The sequence below is a fragment of the Micromonospora psammae genome, from assembly GCF_036902725.1.
In the GTDB taxonomy this organism is placed as follows: domain Bacteria; phylum Actinomycetota; class Actinomycetes; order Mycobacteriales; family Micromonosporaceae; genus Micromonospora.
In genome coordinates, this window is record NZ_JBAKHM010000003.1 from 334,253 (window position 1) to 353,373 (window position 19,121).

The 19,121-nt window shown below is 74.6% G+C and carries 24 protein-coding genes and 1 pseudogene; 19 read left to right on the plus strand and 6 right to left on the minus strand.

All coding sequences use genetic code 11. From position 1 onward, the window contains the following. Nucleotides 1-3: 3 nt before the first annotated feature. Nucleotides 4-318: a hypothetical protein gene (locus V6U79_RS07735; RefSeq protein ID WP_334614055.1), complete on the plus strand. Its 315-nt coding sequence runs from the start codon at nt 4-6 to the stop codon at nt 316-318. Here the strand turns inward: V6U79_RS07735 and V6U79_RS07740 are convergent. Then, complete coding sequence (locus V6U79_RS07740) at nt 271-672, minus strand: DUF6896 domain-containing protein (protein ID WP_334614056.1); 402 nt, start codon at nt 670-672, stop codon at nt 271-273. The two genes, V6U79_RS07735 and V6U79_RS07740, sit on opposite strands and share 48 nt — an antisense overlap. 258 nt (nt 673-930) lie before the next feature. On the opposite strand from V6U79_RS07740, the gene V6U79_RS07745 reads away from it, so the two are divergent. The 4 genes from V6U79_RS07745 to V6U79_RS07760 all read left to right on the plus strand — a co-directional run bounded on the left by V6U79_RS07745 (nt 931) and on the right by V6U79_RS07760 (nt 4,321). Next, nucleotides 931-1,359 carry a hypothetical protein gene (locus tag V6U79_RS07745; RefSeq protein WP_334529045.1) on the plus strand — a complete coding sequence of 143 codons (429 nt, stop codon included), beginning with the start codon at nt 931-933 and terminating at the stop codon, nt 1,357-1,359. A 28-nt stretch (nt 1,360-1,387) separates the two neighbouring features. Further along, complete coding sequence (locus tag V6U79_RS07750) at nt 1,388-1,813, plus strand: hypothetical protein (RefSeq protein ID WP_334529048.1); 426 nt, start codon at nt 1,388-1,390, stop codon at nt 1,811-1,813. Between the two features lie 127 nt (nt 1,814-1,940). Continuing rightward, entirely contained in the window at nt 1,941-3,728 is a 1,788-nt protein-coding gene (locus V6U79_RS07755) for a serine/threonine-protein kinase (protein ID WP_334614057.1), read from the plus strand. Nucleotides 3,729-3,733: 5 nt separating this feature from the next. Beyond that, nucleotides 3,734-4,321: an FHA domain-containing protein gene (locus V6U79_RS07760; protein WP_334524886.1), complete on the plus strand. Its 588-nt coding sequence runs from the start codon at nt 3,734-3,736 to the stop codon at nt 4,319-4,321. A 132-nt stretch (nt 4,322-4,453) separates the two neighbouring features. Here V6U79_RS07760 and V6U79_RS29775 read toward each other — a convergent pair. Beyond that, nucleotides 4,454-4,522 (minus strand): annotated as a pseudogene (locus tag V6U79_RS29775) (hypothetical protein); the annotation flags it as partial. 228 nt (nt 4,523-4,750) lie between these two features. Here V6U79_RS29775 and V6U79_RS07770 point away from each other — a divergent pair. Further along, nucleotides 4,751-5,224 carry a DUF8243 domain-containing protein gene (locus V6U79_RS07770; protein WP_334524883.1) on the plus strand — a complete coding sequence of 158 codons (474 nt, stop codon included), beginning with the start codon at nt 4,751-4,753 and terminating at the stop codon, nt 5,222-5,224. Here V6U79_RS07770 and V6U79_RS07775 read toward each other — a convergent pair. After that, nucleotides 5,202-5,690, minus strand: a complete 489-nt coding sequence (locus V6U79_RS07775; RefSeq protein WP_334524880.1) for a GNAT family N-acetyltransferase — start codon at nt 5,688-5,690, stop codon at nt 5,202-5,204. The genes V6U79_RS07770 and V6U79_RS07775 overlap by 23 nt on opposite strands. A gap of 138 nt (nt 5,691-5,828) precedes the next feature. On the opposite strand from V6U79_RS07775, the gene V6U79_RS07780 reads away from it, so the two are divergent. Beyond that, nucleotides 5,829-6,512, plus strand: coding sequence for a phosphatase PAP2 family protein (locus V6U79_RS07780; RefSeq protein WP_334524877.1), 684 nt, complete (start codon nt 5,829-5,831; stop codon nt 6,510-6,512). 146 nt (nt 6,513-6,658) lie between these two features. On the opposite strand, the gene V6U79_RS07785 is transcribed toward V6U79_RS07780, so the two are convergent. Then, nucleotides 6,659-7,381: a prepilin peptidase gene (locus tag V6U79_RS07785; protein ID WP_334524875.1), complete on the minus strand. Its 723-nt coding sequence runs from the start codon at nt 7,379-7,381 to the stop codon at nt 6,659-6,661. Between the two features lie 546 nt (nt 7,382-7,927). Between V6U79_RS07785 and V6U79_RS07790 the strand changes: the two genes are divergently transcribed. The 12 genes from V6U79_RS07790 (at nt 7,928) to V6U79_RS07845 (ending at nt 17,259) form a co-directional block, all read left to right on the plus strand. Continuing rightward, nucleotides 7,928-8,494: a hypothetical protein gene (locus tag V6U79_RS07790; protein ID WP_334614058.1), complete on the plus strand. Its 567-nt coding sequence runs from the start codon at nt 7,928-7,930 to the stop codon at nt 8,492-8,494. Then, nucleotides 8,488-9,423: a hypothetical protein gene (locus tag V6U79_RS07795; RefSeq protein WP_442933311.1), complete on the plus strand. Its 936-nt coding sequence runs from the start codon at nt 8,488-8,490 to the stop codon at nt 9,421-9,423. The genes V6U79_RS07790 and V6U79_RS07795 overlap by 7 nt, the downstream gene beginning before the upstream one ends. After that, nucleotides 9,420-10,070: an SAF domain-containing protein gene (locus V6U79_RS07800; RefSeq protein ID WP_334524868.1), complete on the plus strand. Its 651-nt coding sequence runs from the start codon at nt 9,420-9,422 to the stop codon at nt 10,068-10,070. Before V6U79_RS07795 ends, V6U79_RS07800 begins: the two co-directional genes overlap by 4 nt. A gap of 2 nt (nt 10,071-10,072) precedes the next feature. Then, complete coding sequence (locus V6U79_RS07805) at nt 10,073-10,873, plus strand: CpaE/TadZ family protein (protein WP_334524865.1); 801 nt, start codon at nt 10,073-10,075, stop codon at nt 10,871-10,873. Nucleotides 10,874-10,893: 20 nt separating this feature from the next. Continuing rightward, nucleotides 10,894-12,432, plus strand: coding sequence for a TadA family conjugal transfer-associated ATPase (locus V6U79_RS07810; RefSeq protein WP_334524862.1), 1,539 nt, complete (start codon nt 10,894-10,896; stop codon nt 12,430-12,432). Nucleotides 12,433-12,546: 114 nt separating this feature from the next. After that, nucleotides 12,547-13,446: a type II secretion system F family protein gene (locus tag V6U79_RS07815; protein ID WP_334524859.1), complete on the plus strand. Its 900-nt coding sequence runs from the start codon at nt 12,547-12,549 to the stop codon at nt 13,444-13,446. Next, nucleotides 13,446-14,306, plus strand: a complete 861-nt coding sequence (locus tag V6U79_RS07820; protein ID WP_334524913.1) for a type II secretion system F family protein — start codon at nt 13,446-13,448, stop codon at nt 14,304-14,306. The genes V6U79_RS07815 and V6U79_RS07820 overlap by 1 nt, the downstream gene beginning before the upstream one ends. A gap of 28 nt (nt 14,307-14,334) precedes the next feature. Next, nucleotides 14,335-14,526 (plus strand): hypothetical protein, encoded by a 192-nt coding sequence (locus tag V6U79_RS07825; protein ID WP_334524856.1) that lies wholly within the window; start codon nt 14,335-14,337, stop codon nt 14,524-14,526. 167 nt (nt 14,527-14,693) lie between these two features. Continuing rightward, entirely contained in the window at nt 14,694-15,137 is a 444-nt protein-coding gene (locus V6U79_RS07830) for a TadE family protein (protein WP_442933310.1), read from the plus strand. Then, nucleotides 15,134-15,610 carry a TadE/TadG family type IV pilus assembly protein gene (locus V6U79_RS07835; protein WP_334614059.1) on the plus strand — a complete coding sequence of 159 codons (477 nt, stop codon included), beginning with the start codon at nt 15,134-15,136 and terminating at the stop codon, nt 15,608-15,610. The genes V6U79_RS07830 and V6U79_RS07835 overlap by 4 nt, the downstream gene beginning before the upstream one ends. Continuing rightward, a complete protein-coding gene (locus tag V6U79_RS07840) occupies nt 15,607-16,038 on the plus strand; it encodes a hypothetical protein (RefSeq protein WP_334524850.1) in 432 nt (143 codons plus the stop codon). Before V6U79_RS07835 ends, V6U79_RS07840 begins: the two co-directional genes overlap by 4 nt. 15 nt (nt 16,039-16,053) lie before the next feature. Beyond that, the gene (locus V6U79_RS07845; protein WP_334524847.1) at nt 16,054-17,259 is read left to right on the plus strand and encodes a LysM peptidoglycan-binding domain-containing protein; all 1,206 of its coding nucleotides are present in this window, start codon (nt 16,054-16,056) and stop codon (nt 17,257-17,259) included. Between the two features lie 159 nt (nt 17,260-17,418). Here the strand turns inward: V6U79_RS07845 and V6U79_RS07850 are convergent, their stop codons facing one another. Then, nucleotides 17,419-18,258 (minus strand): Rieske (2Fe-2S) protein, encoded by an 840-nt coding sequence (locus V6U79_RS07850; RefSeq protein WP_334524844.1) that lies wholly within the window; start codon nt 18,256-18,258, stop codon nt 17,419-17,421. 222 nt (nt 18,259-18,480) lie between these two features. Further along, a complete protein-coding gene (bluB, locus tag V6U79_RS07855) occupies nt 18,481-19,107 on the minus strand; it encodes a 5,6-dimethylbenzimidazole synthase (RefSeq protein ID WP_334614060.1) in 627 nt (208 codons plus the stop codon). Between the last annotated feature and the right edge of the window lie 14 nt (nt 19,108-19,121).

Sequence of the window (19,121 nt, forward strand, 5' to 3'; positions counted from 1 at the left end):
CGGGTGAGCGTCAGCATGCGGGACGAGGAACTGCACGAACTCGACGAGCTGCACCGGGCCGCCACACCGGGCCCGTGGTTCGTCAGGCAACTCGACGACGACGCCGCGATGAGCCTGGTCGCCGTCAGCACGGCCCCGGACACCGGCCGGGGCGAGCGGTGGCCGGACTTCGACTCCGGTGAGGTCGTCGCCGCGACCCTGGTGCAGCACCCTCGCTGTGTCGATGTCGCGGACGGGCGCTGGGATGAGAACCGTGTCAGGCGCCCCGCCTCACGCCTCGGGCAGGGCGTACCAGCGGCCCGGCCGCACCTCCGCTAGTTCGCCGGTGCCGGCGAGGTGAGCGCACGCCGCGAACAGCTCCTCGTCCGAGAGCCGGGCGTCGGAACCTTCGTCGTCGAGGAAAAACCCGATTCGCCAGGCGTCGAATGCCTCCACACCGTCCACCAGGTCGACGTCGACCTCCCGGCCCTGTTCATCCGTCATCCGGCAGCCCGCGCCGTGGATCGAGTATTCGACGCCGGTGCTCGACGTGCCCTCCCGGGGGAGGGTTCGTGTGTGCCGCACCGCCGTCATCAGGTCACGGATGTCTCGAAATTCCGGGTAGGCGTCGAACAGTCGGGACCGGATGTGCCGCAGGGCGGCGGCGTAGCGCCGCACCGCGTCGATCGCCATCTCCGATTCCTTGCTCACATGATCATTATGTGCCAACCCCGGCGATGCCGGGTGAGCGTGGCGTGGACGGGCAGCGATGGGCAGAGGCACAGGCGGGGGGACCGATCAGGAACGTGGCGCGGCTGGAGCGCCTGATGGCGAGCGCCGTCCGCCGCGAGATCCGGGCCAGGGGGAGGAAACGTTCCCCTCTTCGTCACCTGTCGGCGGGGTTTGAGCCCTGGTTTCCTCATCCGCACATCGAGAGAAAGCAGGGCTGACATGTCACTTCCCCGCCGTGCCGTCGCCACCTCGGCCGTGGCCCTCGCCGCTGCCGCCGTCGCGCTGGTCGACGCGTCGCCGGCGTTGGCCAGCACGCCGTCGAGCTGTTCCAGCGTCCGCCAGATCGGCACCACCCGGGTGCTGACGGTCGACGGCATGCAGGCCGCCTCGGTCAAGCAGTACTACGGCTGTGGCTACAACTACGCCTACATCTACGTCTGGGAGCAGTACCGCAACACCCACTCCAACTGGGACCTCTACGTCCACGTGATCAACCACTCGGACAGCGGCAACGACTACGGCGTGGGCCGGCTGGACAACACCACCCGCGCCGAGTTGTGGGGCGCTCCGGCGGACACGGCGTCGGAGTGCACCCACGTCACCGGCTACCTCAACGGCACGGGCGGTTCGACCAGCAAGGTCTGCTGACCGGGAACGGCACCCCCAAAGGATCGGCATGAAGTTCACCGTGCGGAAGGCGCTCGGCGTGGCCGGAGCGGTCACCGCGCTCACCGTCGCCCTGCCCAGCCCGGCCATGGCGTCGGACTCATACCACGTCATGAACACCGGAGACGCGTTCGGCGGCCCCGTCTTCGACTACAGCGGTGAGGCGTACTTCACCGAGCACGGCGACATCGTCAAGATCTGCGACACCGACGCCGACGGGTACGCGGTGAAGATGTACGTCGCGCTCGACAACGCGGACGGGGCGCCGCTGTACTCGTTCACCCGAGGCGGAGAGGGCAACTGCGCGACCCACCAGGCCAGCGAGGGTGGCGTCTACAACCTGCCGGAGAACCGCTACATCGGCTTCCAGTTCTGTCGGTACAAGGACGGCCACGCGGGCGAGTGCGAGAACTACAGGTTCTACAACGACCACTGATCGGGCCGGGGCGTCCCGCCTCGCCGGGGCGCCCCACCGCGTTGATCTGTCCGGGGTCCGAACGGCTGACACCACTCGCAAGACCCATCGGTAGCATTCACCGGCGATGATCCACAGAGAACAGTCGGTGACACACGCATCCGGCGTCGCCCTCGGGGTGGACGGCTGCACCGAGGCCGTCGAGGTGGGGCGGGGCGGCTTCGGGGTGGTCTACCGGGCCTGGCAGCCCGACTTCTCCCGGTGGGTCGCCGTCAAGGTGCTCACCGCCGACTGGCACGGCCCGTCCCGGGCCCGCTTCGAGCGGGAGCTGCGGGTGCTGGGCCGACTCTCCGACCACCCGCACATCGTCACCCTGCACCAGGCCGGCCGGACCGCCGCCGGCAACCCGTACCTGCTGATGGCGTACGAGGAGGGCGGCTCGCTCGGCGACCGGCTGGCCGGCGGCGCGGCGGGCGACTGGCGGGAAGCCGTCGCGGGTGGGATCACGGTGGCGGGGGCGCTGGAGACCGCGCACCGCGCGGGCGTGCTGCACCGCGACGTGAAGCCCGAGAACATCCTCATCTCCGGGTACGGCGAGCTGAAGCTGGCCGACTTCGGGCAGGCCCGACCCCGCTCGCCGCAGCCGGGCGGCCCGGGCGGGAAGGTCACCGCGAGCGTGCTGCACGCCGCGCCCGAGGTGCTGCGCGGGGCGCCCGCCACGGTGACCGCCGACGTCTACGCGCTCGCCTCGACGGTGCTGCACTGGATCCGGGGCACCCCGGCCTTCGCCCCGACCCCCGGGGAGCCGCTGGACTCCCTGCTCCGCCGGATCACCGCCGACCCGCCGCCCGACCTGCGCCCGCTCGGCGTACCCGAGGAGGTCTGCGCGGCCCTGGAACGGGCGATGGCGAAGGACCCCGCGCGGCGACCGGCGACGGCCGCCGCGTTCGCCGACGAGCTGTGCGCCGCGCAGGCGGCGGCCGGGCAGCCGGCGACCCCGTTCGTCCTCGGCGGCGGCGACGCCGCCGCCGGGCCCTGGCCGGCCCGGCCGGTCGAGCCGACGCCGCCGCTGTCCCTGACCGACCGCCGCCGGGCCGCCCTGGCGCTGTCGGCCACCGTCGGGCGCCAGCCGTCCCGGGTACGCCGGACCGCGCTGGTCCGGTCGGTCGGCCTGCTCGCCGCGCTGGCCGCGGTGCTCGCCATCGGCCGGCCCGACGGCCCGCCACCCCCCGTCCCGCCGGCCGTGCCGGCCGAACTGGGCGTGGGCGAGCTGGAACTCCACGCGCAGTCCCCCGAACAGGTGCTCACCGTCGGGAACCGCGACGGCCGTCCGTTCCGGCTGACCGGGTTGACGGTGACCGGGCCGTCCGGCGGGGACGTGCAGGTCAGCGCGGACGGCTGCACCACCCGGCCGCTGGACCCGGGAGCGCGCTGCGAGATCCGGCTCGTGGTGGTGCCGCGCACGGTCGGGCCGCTGCGGGCGTCGGTGGAGCTGACCGCCGACGGCCGGCGGCTCTCCACCGCCCTGGTCGGCACGGCGGCGCCCCGCCGCGCCAGCCGGGACGACGCCCCGCCCGGCCCCTGCTACGCCGACGCCTACCAGGTCGGGACCTCCGCCTACGGGTACGCGGGCGGCCTGAAGGCGATCTCCGTCAAGCAGTACTGGTCCCCGAGCTGCCAGGCGTCCATGGCGTACGTGTGGGTGTGGAAGCAGTACCGGGACAACGCCTCGGTCGGCGGCGGCACCTGGAGCGTCGAGCTGGCGGTGCGGACCGACCGGCCGACGTCCCGGCAGCGGGCCGGCGGGCAGCCGTACGAGCTGTGGACCGAGCCGTACCGGCCGGCGGGCCGGTGCACCACCGCGACGGCGACCGTGACCAGCGCCCGGTCCGAGGAGGTCAGCGTGGCGACCACCGAGCCGTACTGCGGGCGCTGACCGGGGTGGAGGGCTACTTCGAGGTGCACGGGGTGGGCAGCGTCCGGCTGGTGCCGTTGACCGCCGCGGCGCTGACCATCGGCCGGGCCCCCGGCAACGAGCTGACCGTCGACAGCAAGCTGGTCTCCCGCCTGCACGCCCTGGTCGAGCGCTTCCCGTCCGGCTGGACGATCCGCGACCTGGGCAGCACCAACGGCACCACGGTCAACGGCGGTCCGGTGCGGCAGGCGCGGCTGCTGCGCGACGGCGACCGGGTGGAGATCGGCCCGGCCCGGCTGGTGTTCCACGCGCCGTCGCTGGCGGGGACCCGGACGGTGGGGGTGGAGCCACCACCGGCGCCACCGGCGCTCACCCGGCGGGAACGGGAACTGCTCGAGGTGCTCTGCGGCCCGTATCTCGTGGGCGGCACGCCGTTCCCGGAGCCGCCGGCGACGCGGGCGCTCGCCACCGCGCTGGGGGTCAGCGAGAGCGCGGTGAAGAAACACCTGGCCCACCTGTACGACAAGTTCGGCCTGGTGACCAACGACGACCGGCGCCGGTCCCGGCTGGCCGGCGAGGCGGTCCGCCGCGGCGCGGTGTCGCCGGCCGGCTGACCTGCGCGCCTTTCCGGTCGACCGGGAACGGTCAGCGGCGGACGCCGACTCCGGCGTACCCGTGCGAGACCCGCTCCTGCGGCTCGCCGTCCGGCCGCCACTCGGCCACCGGCACCAGCCCCGGGTCGACCACAGGACCTTCTCGGCGGCGGCCCGGTCGGCGGCGAAGTTGTGGCAGCCGCCGAGGAAGTAGTCGTACATCCGGGCCACGTTCGGCCTCTGCTCGGCGTCGGTCGGCACGGTCACCGGCCCTCCCTCCGTCGGCGGGACGTCGTCGCACCTCGATGTCCAGCACTCACGGCGACGCCACGCTGACCCGCGGTGTCGGCGATCCGGCTGCGGCCGGCCGCCCACCCGGGTAGGACGGGAGCAGCGACCGTCGCGGGCAGCCGTGCCCGGACGGCGGCCGCGTCGCCGAGGAGGTACGCCATGACCAGTCAGCGGGAGACCGTGGAGGTCGATCCGGTCGTGTTCCGAGCGGTCTACGACTCGCCCGCGTCGCTGCCCGGGCGGCACCGCTGGACCACCTCGGAGCACGACGTACGCCGGATCGAGAAGCTGCTCGGGATGCCGGCGCGCAGCATCGGCGCGCCGCTGTGGGTCAGCGGCGACGAGCCGGACTGCCCGACGTGCGGCCGCCGGCAGAGCTGGCTGGACATCGTCTCGTCGGCGCTGAAGGGCGTGCACGACCCGGCGATGATCGCCACAGTGATCCTCGGCGACCGCAAGTACGTCAACACCGAGGTCCCGGACGCCATCGCCGGGGTGCACTGCGTGGACTGCCACACCCCGATCGAGGGGTTGCGCAGCTTCAAGTGCCACAACTGGGCGTACGCCTTCGAGGCGCTGGAGGCGGTGCTGGAACAGATGGACGGCGGGGTCAGCCGGGGGTCAACTCCCTGACGTGGCGCAGCCCGGGACGGCCGTCGAGCAGCACCTCGCCGACGGGCGTGAACCCGGTGCGCCGCAGCACGGCCAGTGAGCCCGGGTTGTCCCGGGTGGTGGCGGCGGTCAGCCCGGTCAGGCCGTACTCGTCCCGGGCGAGCGCGCAGACCTGCCGTACGCCGGCGGTGGCGAGGCCGCGTCCGGCGGCCCGCTCGGCGACCCGGTAGCCCAGCTCGGCGCGGCCGTCCGCGACGTCGACCAGGTTGAACCGACCGAGCACCGCCCCGTCGTCGTCGACCAGGACGTGGAACCGGCACCGGCCGGTGTCCTGCTCGGCGAGGAGCGCCGCGTGCCGGGCGTCGAACGCGGCGAAGTAGTCGTCGCCCCGATCCGGCACGCTCCGCGCGAAGTAGGCGCGGTTCTCCTGCTCGAAGCTCAGCAGCGCGGCGGCGTGGTGGGGCGCCAGCCGTTGCAGGTCGGGCATCGCGCCACCCTAGCGGCTTCCGTCCGCGCCCGACGAAGGTCGCAGGCAAACCCTCACCATCGCACGATGCCGTCCATCTCGGTGATTCGTACCGTCCGTCGCAGGTGAACGGGGTATGAACATTTGGTGAGGTGAGTGATGGTGCATACCGGCACGACGGACGTTCCCGACATCAGCGAGGAGTGGTACCGCGACTTCGTCGAGGTGGCCGACTCCGCACCCGGCCCGGTGCAGTGGTTCGCGGGGCATTTCACCGAGGGGGCGATCCTGCTGCTCGGTGCGCTGTTCCTGCTCGCCGCCGTGCCCCGGCTGCGCCACGGCGGCGCGCGGCAACGGGCGGTCGCGCTGGTCGCGCCCGTCACCGTCGTCCTGGCGTACGCGTCCAGCGAGGGGCTGAAACTGGTCTTCGACCAGGACCGGCCGTGCCGGGGCGCGATCGACATCGTCGCCGCCCGGTGCCCACCCCCGGGCGACTGGTCCTTCCCCAGCAACCACGCCACCATCGCCGGGGCGCTCGCCGCCGCCACCCTGCTCCTCTCCCGCCGGCTCGGGCTGGTCGCGGCGGTCCTGGCGCTGGTCGCCGCGCTCTCCCGGGTCTTCGTCGGGGTGCACTACCCGCACGACGTCGGCGCCGGCCTGCTCCTCGGCGCCCTGCTCGCGGCGGTCGCCACCCCGCTGGCCGCCGGGCCGCTCGCCAAGCCGCTGCGCCGCTGGGGAGCAGCCCACTCCACCCCGTCCCCCTCGGCGCCGACCGCCACTGACCCGTCCCCCTGGTCGTCGACCCGACGCCGCCCGCCGCCGTCCAACGCCGCCCAGCGCTGAAGATCGACCCCGTTTGCGGTGTGTCGGGGTATCCCGTCCTGGGGACACCCCGACACGCCGCATCCCGGGCAGGCGCCCGGCGGGGCAGGCGCCCGGCGGGGCAGGCGCCCGGCGGGGCAGGCGGCCGGGGTCAGGGCGGGCGAGGCTCAGGTGGCGAGGACAAGGGTGGCGGCGGTGCCGACGATCAGGAAGGGGCCGAAGGGGAGGTGACTGGTCCAGCTGACCCGGCGGGCCAGCAGCAGTCCCAGGCTCACCACCGCCGACAGCGCGAAGGTGAGCACCAGCCCGGCCAGCAGCACCGGCCAGCCGTACCAGCCGAGCAGCGCGCCGACGCCCAGCGCCAGCTTCGCGTCGCCCAGCCCGAAGCCGCGCCGCCCCAGCAACAGGGTGGTGGCCGCGAACGCCGCGCCGAGCGCCACCCCGGCCACCAGCGCGCGCAGCCAGGGGCCGCTGCCCGCCCCGGTCAGCGCGGCGATCCCGAGCAGCGCCCAGGTGCCGAGCGCGGCCGGCCAGGTGAGCCGGTCGGGCAGCCGGTGCACGGCCAGGTCCACCAACCCGAGCGGGACCGCCCAGCCGAGCCACCAGGCCAGCGCGGCCCGTTCCGCGAGACCGCCGCCGGCGAACAGCAGCATCACCAGCGCCGCGAGCAGGGCCAACTCGACGGCGGCGGGCGGAGCCCCGATCCGCGTCGCGCAGGCCGGGCAGCGGGCAGCCGGGCCGAGCCCCGGGTGGCCGAGGCCGATCGGCGCGCCGCAGCCGCCGCAGGCGGTCCGGGCCGCCGCGCCCGGGGGTACGGCGTACCGGGCGACGGCGAGCCGGAGCAGCGGGGCGACGCTCACCACGGCCAGGAGGCGGGTCAGCGGGAACACGGAGGGTGATTTTCCGATCATCGTGGCGTGATCTTCCCGCGTCGCGCCGACGTCGGTCGGGTGCACTTCGACCGACCCCGCGGTGGCCGAACCGCGTTCCGTCCGGGCCGTCGGCCCAGGGGGACGGATCGGGCGAGCCGCATCGACGGACCCCATTTCCCCTCCTGAGGCGGCCGGACCGGCACCCGGGTCCGGCCGATCGGCGGTACCGGCCGGCGGCGCGGGCGCCGCCAGGGGCACCGGCCCGCCGCTCGGGACGTCAACCACCCCCGGCCACCTCCACTCATCACTGAGAGTGTTCGATTGAATTGCCTCTGTTGCATCGGCGGACGTCAGCCTATGCTCGCCCCTTGGGTACGACGCAACCCCCGCCATGACGCGTCGGAGGCCAACACAGACATCGGGTTCCACATTTCGTCAAAAGATCCGCACAGGTAAATGCGCCAGCACCACATTCAGGCCCGGACACCGTCATCCGGGCGCGCTGTCGCATGCCCGGAGGTCGCCGCGCCGGTGACCACCGGGTAACACCGAGGAGGGCACGGCGTGCGTACACGGCAATCCCGCCGATGGACAACCTGCCTGGTCATCGCTGTGACAGTCGGCTCCGCCGCCGGCTGTGGCAGCGCCGCGGAGACGTCCGCCCCGGCCATGGCGCCCCGCGCGGACGCCGCCGGGCAGCGGCCGAGCGAGGCCGAGCGGAACGCGGAGAAAGCGGCACTCGCCGCGTACTCCGGCTACCTGGAGGCATCCCGCGAGGCGAGCCGGAAAAGCGATCCCCGGCATCCCGCGCTGACCCGTTTCCTGGCCGATCCGTTGCTCACCCGGGTACGGATGGCGATCAACGAGACCCGGCGGCACGGTGCGCTGCGGACCGGGACGCTGCGCTCGGACCCGGCGGTGACCTCGGTCAGTCTGGACTCCGTCCCGCCGACCGTGCAGATCCAGGACTGCCTGGACGCCACGGCCTACCGGCTGGTCTACGCCAAGGACCAGCGGGTGGTGCCCGGTTCCGGCGGCAGCCGCCACCTGGCCACCGCCACCGCAACCCGGTATCCGGACGGCCGCTGGCTGATCAGCACCGGCGCCGGGCACGAGGACCAGCCGTGCTGACCTGGGGAGGTGGGCGCGTCCCGGCCCGGGCCGGGACGCCCCGCCGGCTGCTCGCCGGAACGCTGCTGGCCCTGCTGGTCGCGGTCGTCGCCCCGCTGCCCGCCTCGGCCGCCGACCCGGGCGGCAAATGCCCGATCGGGCAGGAGGACTGCAACGTCTGGGACGAGGACCCGGGCATCCCCGGCGACCCGGGCGGTGACGACGGCCCCGGCGGGCCGAGCGGCCCGGGCGCGGCCCCCAAGTGCCAGTGGAACGGCAAGCCGCTGCCCTGCTACAACGAGTTCCTCGGGTGGTTCAACAACGGCGACGGCTGCTACTACAAGCTCGCCGAACCGCAGCCCGACGCCCCCGAGGGCAAGCAGTGGTACGTCCAGACCTGCAACGGCGGCGACCTGGGCAGCCAGGTACTCGTGCCGCTCGACGGCCCGCCCGCCGGGTTCGGCACCCCGCCCGACCCGGAGGAGCTGGCCCGGCGCGTGCTCGCCTCGATCAAGCTGCTCCCGCCCCGGGTCGCGGTGGCGCCCCGGCGCAGCAAGGGCCCCGGCCTGGTCGGCCTGCCGGTCTGGATGTGGGCCAGCCCGGGCCGGAACTACTTCGGCCCGATCCACGCCGGGGACTCCGACCGCGGCCTGCGGGTGGACATCACCGCCAAGGTCGACCGGATCGTCTGGACCATGGGCAACGGCGTCACGGTCACCTGCGCCGACGAGGGCACCCCGTACGACCCGAAGGGGCCCCGCGCCGGGAAGACCTCGCCGGACTGCGGCTACGACCGGGGCTACGACCGGGCCGACACCTATCGGGTCAGCGCCACCACGTACTGGTCGGTGACCTGGTCCGGTGGCGGTGAGAGCGGCGTCATCCCGCAGACCCGGACCAGCGGAACGGTCCCGATCGACATCGACGAGCTACAGGTGGTTGCCCGATGAGCCTGGCCACACGAAACGGAACCCCGATCGACGCGCCCGTCGCCCCGCCCCGGGTGGTCCGGCAGCGCCGGACCCGGCCCGGCCTGCTCGGCCTGGCCGTGCTGCTGATCGCGCTGGGCGGGCTCGGCGCGGCCTTCGCGGTCACCTCCGTCAAGGCCACCGGCAGCTACCTGGCGGTCGCCCGCCCGGTCGAGGTGGGCCGCCAGCTCAGCGCCGACGACCTGGTCACCGTGCAGGTCTCCGGCGGTCGGGGGTTGGCCCCGGTGCCGGCGAAGCGGCTCGACGAGGTGGTCGGCAAGCGGGCCGCCGTCTCGCTCACCCCGGGCACCCTGCTGACCATGGCGCAGCTCACCGACGCGCCGCTGCTCGGGCAGGGGCAGCAGCAGATCGCGCTGGGCCTCACGCCGGCCCAGGTGCCCGCCCGCAAACTGCACCCCGGCGACAAGGTGCTGCTGGTGAGCACCCCCGGCGACGACTCCGACGACCCGGCGCCGAGCACCCGGTTCACCGGCACGGTGATCGACACGGCCACCCCGGAGAACGACGACGTGGTGGTCTACCTGGCGCTGCCCGTACGGGACGTGCCGGCCGTGGTGGTGCTGGCCGCGCAGGAGCGGATCGCCCTGGTCCTCACCGAGGCGGCCTGAGCATGGCGATCATCGCGCTGGTCTCGGCCAAGGGCTCCCCCGGCGTCACCACGACCGCGCTGGCCTGCGCGCTGACCTGGCACCGGCGGCTGGTGCTCGCCGAGTGCGACCCGTCCGGCGGCACGATCCTCGCCGGCTACCTGGGCGGTGCGCTCGACGGGCCCCGCGGACTCGGCGAGCTGGCCGTCGGCGAGCTGCGCGACGGCAGCCTGGAGTCGACGTTCTGGTCCCAACTGGTCGATCTGGACGCGCCGAGGCGGGAGCGGCTGCTGCTGCCCGGCGTGGTCGACCCGGCCCAGGCGGGCAGCGTCACCCCGCTGTGGCAGCGGTTCGCCGACTTCTTCGGCGACCTGGAGAAGGGCCAACCACCGTACGACGTGATCGTCGACTGCGGACGGCTCCAGGTGGCCGGTCCACCGTGGCCGGTGCTGCGGGCCGCCGCGGTGGTGCTGCTGGTCACCCGGGCGCAACTGCCCGACCTCTCCGCGACCCGGTCGATGATCCGGGCCATCGAGCGGGACTTCGTGGAGCACCGGGTGCCGCCCGGCACGCTGCGGTTGCTGGTGGCCGGGGACGGCCACGGCAAGGGCGAGATCAGCAAGGCGCTGCGGGTGCCGGTGATCGCCAAGCTGCCGGAGGACCGGCGTACCGCTGAGGTGCTCAGCCTGGGCGGCACGGTGCGCGCCGGACGGCCGCTGATGCGCGCGGCCGGCGCGCTGGAGGTGCCGGTCCGGGCGCTGCTGGACCGCCGTCGGGCCAGGTTGGCCTGGCCGGCGGCGCAGGAGGTGCCGGATGCGGTCTGAACAGCCCACGGAGGCCCAGCATGCGGTTTGAGCCGGTCCACCACGATCCGCGCGGCCAGCACCCGGGCGCGACCTCGACGATGCCACCGCTGGCCCCGCCGAACGGGCGGCACCACGTGCCGGCGCCGCCGCCGGCCGCGCCACCGGCGCCCGCCCCGCCGCCCCGACCCCGGGTGGACTTCGCGGTGGTCCGCGAGCTGCGTCGGGAGCTGAGCGAACGGCTCACCCACTGGCAGCGCGGCCGGGAGTTCGACGCGAACGCCGAGGAGGTCGAGCGGGCCCGGCTCGCCGTCGCCGTCGTCTCCGGGTACGCCGACTCGGTGCGCCGCGCCGGCACGCCGCTCACCGCCGAGGAGGAACGCCTCCTGCTGGACCAGGTGACCGCCGAGCTGGTCGGCCTGGGACGGCTCCAGACGCTGCTGGTCGACGACACCATCGAGGAGGTGCACATCCTCGGCTGCGACCAGGTGCGCGTCACCCGGCACGGCGGGGGCGTCGACTGGATCGAACCCATCGCCGACAGCGACGACGAGCTGGTGGACATCCTCCAGGCCGCCGCCCGCCGGGCCGGCGCCACCGAACGCTCGCTCTCCACCTCGAAGCCGACGCTCGACCTGCAACTGCCGGACGGGAGTCGCCTCGCCGCGGTCTTCCTGGTCAGCCACCGCCCGTACGCGGTGATCCGCAAGCACAACACGTTGGACGTGAGCCTCGAGGACATCACCGGTTCCCGGCCGGACCTGGACGAGATGATCGACCCGCTGCTGCGGGACTTCCTCCGCGCCTCCATGCGGGCGGGGCTGAACATCATGGTCGCCGGGCTGGCCGGGGCCGGGAAGACCACGGTCATCCGGGCGTTGATGGACGAGATCCCCGCCGACGAGCCGTACGTGCTGCTGGAGGAGAGCCGGGAGCTGCTGCCGGCCCGGCGCGGACGCAAGCACCGGGCGGTGATGAGCTTCGAGTCCCGGGAGGGGCACGGCGAACGTGGCCTGGACGGGCGACCGGCCGGCGAGGTGAGCATCGCCGACCTGATCCCGGTGTCGCTGCGGATGGGCGTGCTGCGGATCATCGTCGGCGAGGTGCGGTCCCGGGAGATCGTGCCGATGCTCCAGGCGATGACCACCAGCCGCGGGTCGATGTGCACCATCCACGCCCGCACCCCGGCCGGGGTGAGCGAACGCATCATCGAGCTGGCCCTGGCCCACGGCCGGGAGATGACGGTCGACCAGGCCCGCCGGATGGCCGGCAACGCGCTCGACCTGATCGTCTACGTCACCGTCGAGGACGAGACCGCGATCGGCGGCCGCAAGCACCGGTTCGTCTCCCACGTGGAGGAGGTGATCGGGGTGGGCGAGGGCAACCGGATCGTCACCACCAGCGTCTTCGGCCCCGGCCCGGACGGCCGGGCGGTCCCTCGCCACCTGCCGGAGCGCATCCGCGCCCAGCTGCTGCGGGTCGGCTACGACGCCCGGCTGCTCACCCGGTTCATCGAGGCCGGCGCCGGCGCCTGGCGCCGCCCCCGGCACACCCGCCTCACCCCGGCGGTGCGCCGGTGAGCGCGAGGAGTGAGCCGATCCTGCGAGCCCCGCAGCCGCGAACGGAGATGGCCCGGTGAGCGCGAGGAGTGAGCCGGTCCTGCGAGCCCCGCAGCCGCGAACAGAGGTGGTCCCGTGACCGATCTCGAACTGATCGCCCTCGTCTCCGGGGCGGCCTGCGTCGCCGGGTTGGTGCTGGCGGTGGCCGCGCTGGCCGGCAGCGGCACCCCCGCCCGGCCGGCCGCGTCCAGCGGGAACGGGCTGCGCCGGCTCTGGCTCGGCGCCGGGACCAGCCGCCGTGAGCAGCGCAGCCATCAACTGCTGCTCGGCGCGGCGGTGGTCGCGGGCGCACTGGCGTTCCTGCTCACCGGGCTGCCGGTGGTGGGGTTGATCGTGGCGGTCGCGGTGCCGGGCACCCCGTGGCTCTTCTCGGTGGGCCGGGCCGAGGAGCGGGCGATCGCCCGGATCGAGGCGGTCGGCGAGTGGACCCGCCGGTTGAAGGACGTCTCGGCCACCGGCCAGGGCCTCCAGCAGGCGATCGTCGGCACCATCACCAGCGTCCCGGAGGAGATCGAGGAGGAGGTGCGGCTGCTGGCCGCCCGCCTCCAGGCCGGCTGGACGGCCCGTACCGCGCTGCTCGCCTTCGCCGACGAGATCGGTGACCCGGTCTGCGACCAGGTGGTGGCCGCGCTGATCCTGCACCTGACCGACCGGGGTGAACGGCTCGGCGACGTGCTCGGCTCGATCGCCTCGGCCGCCGCCGCCGAGGTGGCCACCCGGCGCGAGGTGGAGGCGAAGCGCACCCAGCCCCGGTTCGCGGTCCGCTTCCTCACCGGGATGACCCTGGCCGTGCTGGCGTACGGGCTGGTCAACACCGAGTACATCCGGCCGTACGGGACCGCCTTCGGGCAGCTGGTGATGGCGGTGCTCGGCGTGGCCTTCGTGGGGCTGCTGGTCTGGGTGCGGTCGATGAGCCAGCCCCCGCCGCCGGCCCGTTTCCTGCCCGCCCCCGACCCCGAGGAGGCGGTCGCGTGATCATCAACTGGCAGCTCGCGATGGCCGTGCTCGGCGGGGCGGCGGTGGGCCTCGGCCTCTTCCTGGCGGTCCGGGAGGCGCTGCCGGCCGCGCCGGCGCTCGCCCCCGCGCTTCGCCGGCTGCACCAGCCGCCCGGCACCGCCGTGGCGGGCGGCCGGGGCGCCGACTGGCTGGGCGGGTTCTCCCGCTGGCTGCGCCCGCCGCACCGGCAGCTCGCCCTGATCGACCGGACCCCCGAGCAGTACGCCCTGTCGGTGCTGCTCTCCGCACTGCTGGGGCTGGCCGTCCCGACCGTGCTCTCGGCGGTGCTCTTCCTGGCCGGGGTGCCGCTGCCGCTGGCCGTACCCGTGCTGGGCAGCGTCGGGATGGCGTTGGTCTGCGCGCTGCTGGCCCACCGCGCGGTGCTGGCCAAGGCGGACGCCGCCCGGGAGGAGTTCCGCCAGGCGATCTGCACCTACCTGGACCTGGTGGCGTTGCAGTTGTCGGCCGCGCACGGCCCGGTGCAGTCGCTGGAGCGGGCCGCGGCGGTCTGCGACGGCTGGGTCTTCGACCGGATCCGCGAGTCGCTGCGGATCGCCCAGATGCAGATGCACTCGCCGTGGGACGAGCTCCAGGAGCTGGCCGAGCGGATCGGCATCCACGAACTGGGCGACGTGGGCGCGATCATGCGCTCCTCCGGCAGCGAGGGCGCGCAGGTGCACGAGACCCTGCGCAGCCGCGCCGACTCGCTGCGCGACCAGATCCGCACCGACAACCTGAGCCGCGCCGAGGGGATCACCAGCCGGCTCGACATTCCCGGCTCGCTGCTGGTCTTCGTCCTGCTCGGCTTCGTCCTCTATCCGTTCGTCGCCCGTCTCTGATCCACCAACCCCGAGAAGGAGCCCCACCATGCACCTCGTCACGTTCCTCTACGCCGCCACGGTGGCCCGTCTCTCCGAGCTGCGCCGCGAGGCGGATCGGGGGGACAGCCCGGTACCGACCGCAGTGATCATCGCTGGCCTGGTGGCGGCGGGGATCGCCGTCACCGCGCTGGTCATGACGAAGGCCACGACCTGGATGAACGGCATCCCGAACCAGTGATCCGCACCCACCCGCAGGCTGCGCGCCGGGACCGGGCGACCCCCATCGCCCGGCCCCGGCGTGCGCGCGGGGACGCACCGCCGCCGGGCCCGGCCCCGGCCGCTCCACCGTCGGCTGCGGGCCCGGCCACGCTCCCGTCGACCCCGGGCCCGGCCACGCCGCGTCGGGTGGCGGCCCGCGCCGGGCGCGTCGGGCGTGGCCTGCGCGCCGCCGTCCGGGCCGTCCGCCGCCGGCTCACCGACGCGGGTACGGACCGGGGCGCGAACCCCGTCGAGCTGGCCGTCGTCATGCCGGCGGTGCTGGTGCTGCTCTTCGCCTCCGTCCAGGTCGCGGTCTGGTTCGTGGCCCGGTCCACCGCCCTTAACGCGGCGCAGAGCGGGGTGAACGCGCAGCGGGTGCTCCAGGCGCCTCCGGGCGCCGGCGAGGACCGCGCCGACCGGTTCCTGCGGACCGCCGGGGACTGGCTGGTCGACGGGAGGTCCCGGTGCGTCGCCGGCGACACCGAGGTGACCTGCACGGTCACCGGCCGGTCCCTGTCCGTCGTCCCGGGCGTCAGTTTCCGGGTACGGCAGACCGCGCACGGTACCGCCGAACGGTGGACCAACCCATGAGCGCCGCGACGGGTCGTACCCGGGGTTCGGTCTCGGTGGAGGTGGCCGTGCTGGCCCCGGCGTTCATCGCCCTGATGGTGCTGGCCGGGGTGACCGGCCGGGTAGCGGTGGCCGACGAGGCGGTCGAGGCCGCGGCCCACGACGCCGCCCGGGCCGCGTCGATCTCCCGCAGCGCCGGCGCCGCGGAGCGGGCCGCCCGGGACGCCGCCCGCCGGCAGCTCGACTGGCGGGGCCTGAACTGCGCGGGTGCCCCGCAGGTCTCCGTCTGGGGTTCGACCGCCACCGACGACCGGGTGTCGGTGGCCGCCGCGTTCCGGCGGCCGCTGGGTGAGCCGGTCAGCGTCTGGGTCAGGGTGAGCTGTGCGGTCTCCCTGAACGACATCCGCTTCCCGGGGCTGTCGGGCTGGTCGGGGACGAAGCGCGTCGAGGCGACCTTCGCCTCCCCGCTGGACCGCTACCGGAGCCGTCGATGACCGCCCGCCGCACCCGTGACGAGGGCCGGGTCAGTCTCTTCCTGGCCGTCACCATGCTCGGCGTGCTGATGATCATCGGCGTGGCGTACGACGGGGCGGGTCAGCTGCGCACCCTGCAACGGGCCGACGACCTCGCCGCCGAGGCGGCCCGCAGCGGCGGCCAGGTGATCGACCGGGCCGCGGCGATCGAGGGCCGTCCCAAGGTGATCGACGAGTCGGGCGCCCGCGCCGCCGTCGCCCAGTACCTCGGCGACAACGCCGACGTCACCGGCTACCGGGTGACCTTCCCCGTGGTGGCCGACGAGAAACAGATCACCGTCCGCGTGACCGTCGTCTACCGCCGGCACATGCTCGGCCTCTTCGGCATGGACCGCACCGTCACCGTCTCCGGTACGGCCACCGCACGCGCACTGACCGACAGACCATAGGAAGGGAAGGCCGCCATGACCACACCGCGGGGTTCCGCCGCCCGGCGCGCCGGGCAGCTGCTCACCGGCTTCGGCTCGCTGGTCGTCCTGGTCGCGCTGCTGGCCGGGGCGCCGGTGGCGCTGCTCGCCTTCGCCGGCAATCCACTGCCGGACCAGCTACCCACGCTGGCCGAGGTCGGCACCGCGCTGACCAGCCGGGACGACGGCCAGCTCTTCCTGCGGGCGCTGGCGGTGGTCGGCTGGGTCGGCTGGGCGACGTTCACCTTCTCCGTGCTCGTGGAGTTGGGGGCGCAGGCGGCGCGGCGGCCCGCGCCGCGACTGCCCGGGATGCGCCGGCAGCAGCGGGCGGCGGCGGCGCTGGTCGGTTCGGTCGCGCTGATCCTCGCCGTGAGCCCGGCGGCGAGCGCCGCGGCGGCGGTGACCCAGCCCGCCCCGGCCAGCGCGGTGGCGGTGACCCAGCCCGCCCCGGCCAGCGCGGCGGCGATGACCCAGCCCGCAGCGGCCAGCGCGGCCGTGACGACCCAGGCCGCCCCGGCCGGCGCGGCGGCGCAGACCGCTCAGCCGGCGCCGGCTCTGCCGGGGGCCGCCACCACCGCCGGGACGGGCCGGCCGCAGCCGACGGCCGCGCCCCCGGTCTACCGGGTCGCCAAGGGCGACCACCTGGGCGAGGTGGCGGAGCGGTACCTCGACGACTTCGACCGCTACCGGGACGTGGCGAAGCTGAACCGGCTGCGTGACGCCGACGAGATCCGTCCCGGTCAGCTGCTGAAGCTGCCCCCGCAGGCGCGGGACGGTGGCGCCCGGGAGCACGCCGCCGGCCGGCTGGTGATCCGGCCCGAGACGCCTCGCAAGCCGTCCCCGCACCCCCGGACGGTCACCCCGACCACGCCGGGCAAGGCGCCGGCCGGCCCGGCGACGCCCGGGAAGGCGGGTCCGTCCACCCCCGGAAAGGCCGGGCCGGCTGACGTCGGGCAGCAGCCCGCGCCGCAGACGGTGAAGCCGCAGGTGGAACGACCGGCGGGTCAGTCCCCGGCGATGAGCGCCGGGGCCGCCCGGGCCGGCGGCGAGGACGGGATGAACCGGCCGCTGGCCGTCTCGGCCGTGCTCGCCGTCGCCAGCATCGTCGGGGCGCAGATCGGCGCGGTGCTCGGGCTGCGGCGCCGCCCGGCCCGGGTCACCGCCGCCCGCGCACTGGTCACGGGCCGCCACCGCCGCGACTGACCGGGGCACCCCCGGTCCCGCTGTTTCCAGGAAAGAGTGGCCTCCACCGTGGTGGGAGGCCACTCTTTCCCGGTTCGAGCGTGATCTTGGTGCGCGTGCGAGCGCGAACCCGGCCCCGCCCGGCCGCGGCCAGGCGGCCCGGCGGCGAGGGGTGGGCGGTCAGGGCAGCTTGGTCTGGAGCACCCCGTCGACCACGCGGGTGGGCAGGATCTGCTGGTCGTTGGCGGACGGACCGTGCACGACCTCGCCGCCGTTGAGGCGGAACGCGGAGCCGTGCCACGGGCAGACCACGCACGCGTGCCCGTCGATCTCCTGGACCTCGCCCTCACCGAGCGGGCCGCTCTGGTGCGGGCAGCGCTCCAGCATCACGGTGACCTCGTCGCCGTGCCGGTAGAGGATCACCGAGACGTCGTCGACCTCGCGGGTGACCAGCTCGCGCTGCGGCAGCGTCGCCAGGTCGGCGATCGCCTTCCACTCGTCGGGCATCCGGTGCAGCTCGGAGATGCTCTGGCTGACCTGCGCACCCTGCTTGTACGCCAGGTGCCCGCCGATGTACGCCCCGGCGCTGGCGGCGCTCAACCCCAGGTACGCCAGCGCCCGCCCCATGCCGTGCCGGCCGCGCAGCCGGGCGGCGAGCGAGCCGGCGTAGAACACCAGCGCAACCGAGTTGGAGGCGGCGTGCACCAGCCCCACCCGGCGCTGGTCCCGGGCCAGGGCGGCCCAGTCGTTCAGCCCGGCGACGGCGGCCGGGAGGGCGCTCACCGTCCCGAGGCCGACCAGGGTGGTCGCCGCCCGCCGCTGGCCGGGAAGCAGATCGAGCACGGCGGCGCTGATCCACGCGCCCACCGGCACCTGCACCATCGCCGGGTGCAGCGGATGGCCCAGCCAGACCCCGTGCAGCAGGTCGCGGACCCGCTGCCCGCGCAGCGTCGACTGGACGACGCGTTGGAGCCGGTATCCGGCCGGGTCCAACGCCGCGTTCTGCTCGATCCTGTTCATCAGCGCTCGCACGTTCCCCGACTTCCCGGCAGGCGCGGTCGCAAACCGGGCGGCGGGGACGAATTCCGCCGCCCGGTGGACATCAGCCCCACCCGGGACCTCCGGCTGGCGGGTGTGGACGGTGACCGGTCCGCTCCTGGGTACGCGGCGAGCACTCCGCGGACGCGAGCGCACTCCCCGGCCTGACGACCGGGTGACCGATGCGGGCGGGTGGGGCTTGGTTCAGCGGTCGGCGGTCCACCGGTCCGTGTGCAGGGCCTCGGCGAGCGGGCGCTTCTGCCGCCAGCCGTGCCGGGCCAGGTCCGGCACCTCCTCCAGGTGCGTCACCGGGCCGACGCAGAGCCAGGCCACCGGCCGGATGCCCGGAGGAATGCCGAGCAGCCCGGCCAGGAACGGCTCCCGGTAGAAGGAGACCCAGCCGACGCCGAGCCCCTCGGCGGTGGCGGCGAGCCAGAGGTTCTGGATGGCCAGGCAGACCGAGTAGAGGCCGGCGTCGGCGATGGCGTGCCGACCGAGCACGGCCGGGCCGCCCCGGGTCGGGTCGTAGGTCACCACGATCGACAGGGTCGACTCCAGCACCCCGTCGATCTTGATGCGGGCGAAGCGGTCGGCGGCCTCACCGGAGAGGGTGGCGGCGAAGACGTCCCGCTCGTCCCGCACGTGCGCGTGGAAGCGGCGGCGGAGCTCCGCGTTCCGGACCAGGATGAAGTCCCACGGCTGGGAGTAGCCGACGCTGGGCGCGGCGTGCGCGGCGTCGAGGACGCGGTGCAGGGTCTCGTCCGGCACCGGTTCCCCGGTGAACTGCGCCCGGACGTCCCGGCGACGGTGGATGGCGGTGTACAGGTCCATGGCAGGCTCCCGCT

Coding starts and splice junctions, on each gene's coding strand:
- V6U79_RS07740 (WP_334614056.1), bottom strand. CDS start 672: ATGGCGATCGACGCGGTGCGGCGCTACGCCGCCGCCCTGCGGCACATC.
- V6U79_RS07745 (WP_334529045.1), top strand. CDS start 931: ATGTCACTTCCCCGCCGTGCCGTCGCCACCTCGGCCGTGGCCCTCGCC.
- V6U79_RS07750 (WP_334529048.1), top strand. CDS start 1,388: ATGAAGTTCACCGTGCGGAAGGCGCTCGGCGTGGCCGGAGCGGTCACC.
- V6U79_RS07770 (WP_334524883.1), top strand. CDS start 4,751: ATGACCAGTCAGCGGGAGACCGTGGAGGTCGATCCGGTCGTGTTCCGA.
- V6U79_RS07775 (WP_334524880.1), bottom strand. CDS start 5,690: ATGCCCGACCTGCAACGGCTGGCGCCCCACCACGCCGCCGCGCTGCTG.
- V6U79_RS07780 (WP_334524877.1), top strand. CDS start 5,829: ATGGTGCATACCGGCACGACGGACGTTCCCGACATCAGCGAGGAGTGG.
- V6U79_RS07800 (WP_334524868.1), top strand. CDS start 9,420: ATGAGCCTGGCCACACGAAACGGAACCCCGATCGACGCGCCCGTCGCC.
- V6U79_RS07805 (WP_334524865.1), top strand. CDS start 10,073: ATGGCGATCATCGCGCTGGTCTCGGCCAAGGGCTCCCCCGGCGTCACC.
- V6U79_RS07810 (WP_334524862.1), top strand. CDS start 10,894: ATGCGGTTTGAGCCGGTCCACCACGATCCGCGCGGCCAGCACCCGGGC.
- V6U79_RS07825 (WP_334524856.1), top strand. CDS start 14,335: ATGCACCTCGTCACGTTCCTCTACGCCGCCACGGTGGCCCGTCTCTCC.
- V6U79_RS07835 (WP_334614059.1), top strand. CDS start 15,134: ATGAGCGCCGCGACGGGTCGTACCCGGGGTTCGGTCTCGGTGGAGGTG.
- V6U79_RS07840 (WP_334524850.1), top strand. CDS start 15,607: ATGACCGCCCGCCGCACCCGTGACGAGGGCCGGGTCAGTCTCTTCCTG.
- V6U79_RS07845 (WP_334524847.1), top strand. CDS start 16,054: ATGACCACACCGCGGGGTTCCGCCGCCCGGCGCGCCGGGCAGCTGCTC.
- V6U79_RS07850 (WP_334524844.1), bottom strand. CDS start 18,258: ATGAACAGGATCGAGCAGAACGCGGCGTTGGACCCGGCCGGATACCGG.
- bluB (WP_334614060.1), bottom strand. CDS start 19,107: ATGGACCTGTACACCGCCATCCACCGTCGCCGGGACGTCCGGGCGCAG.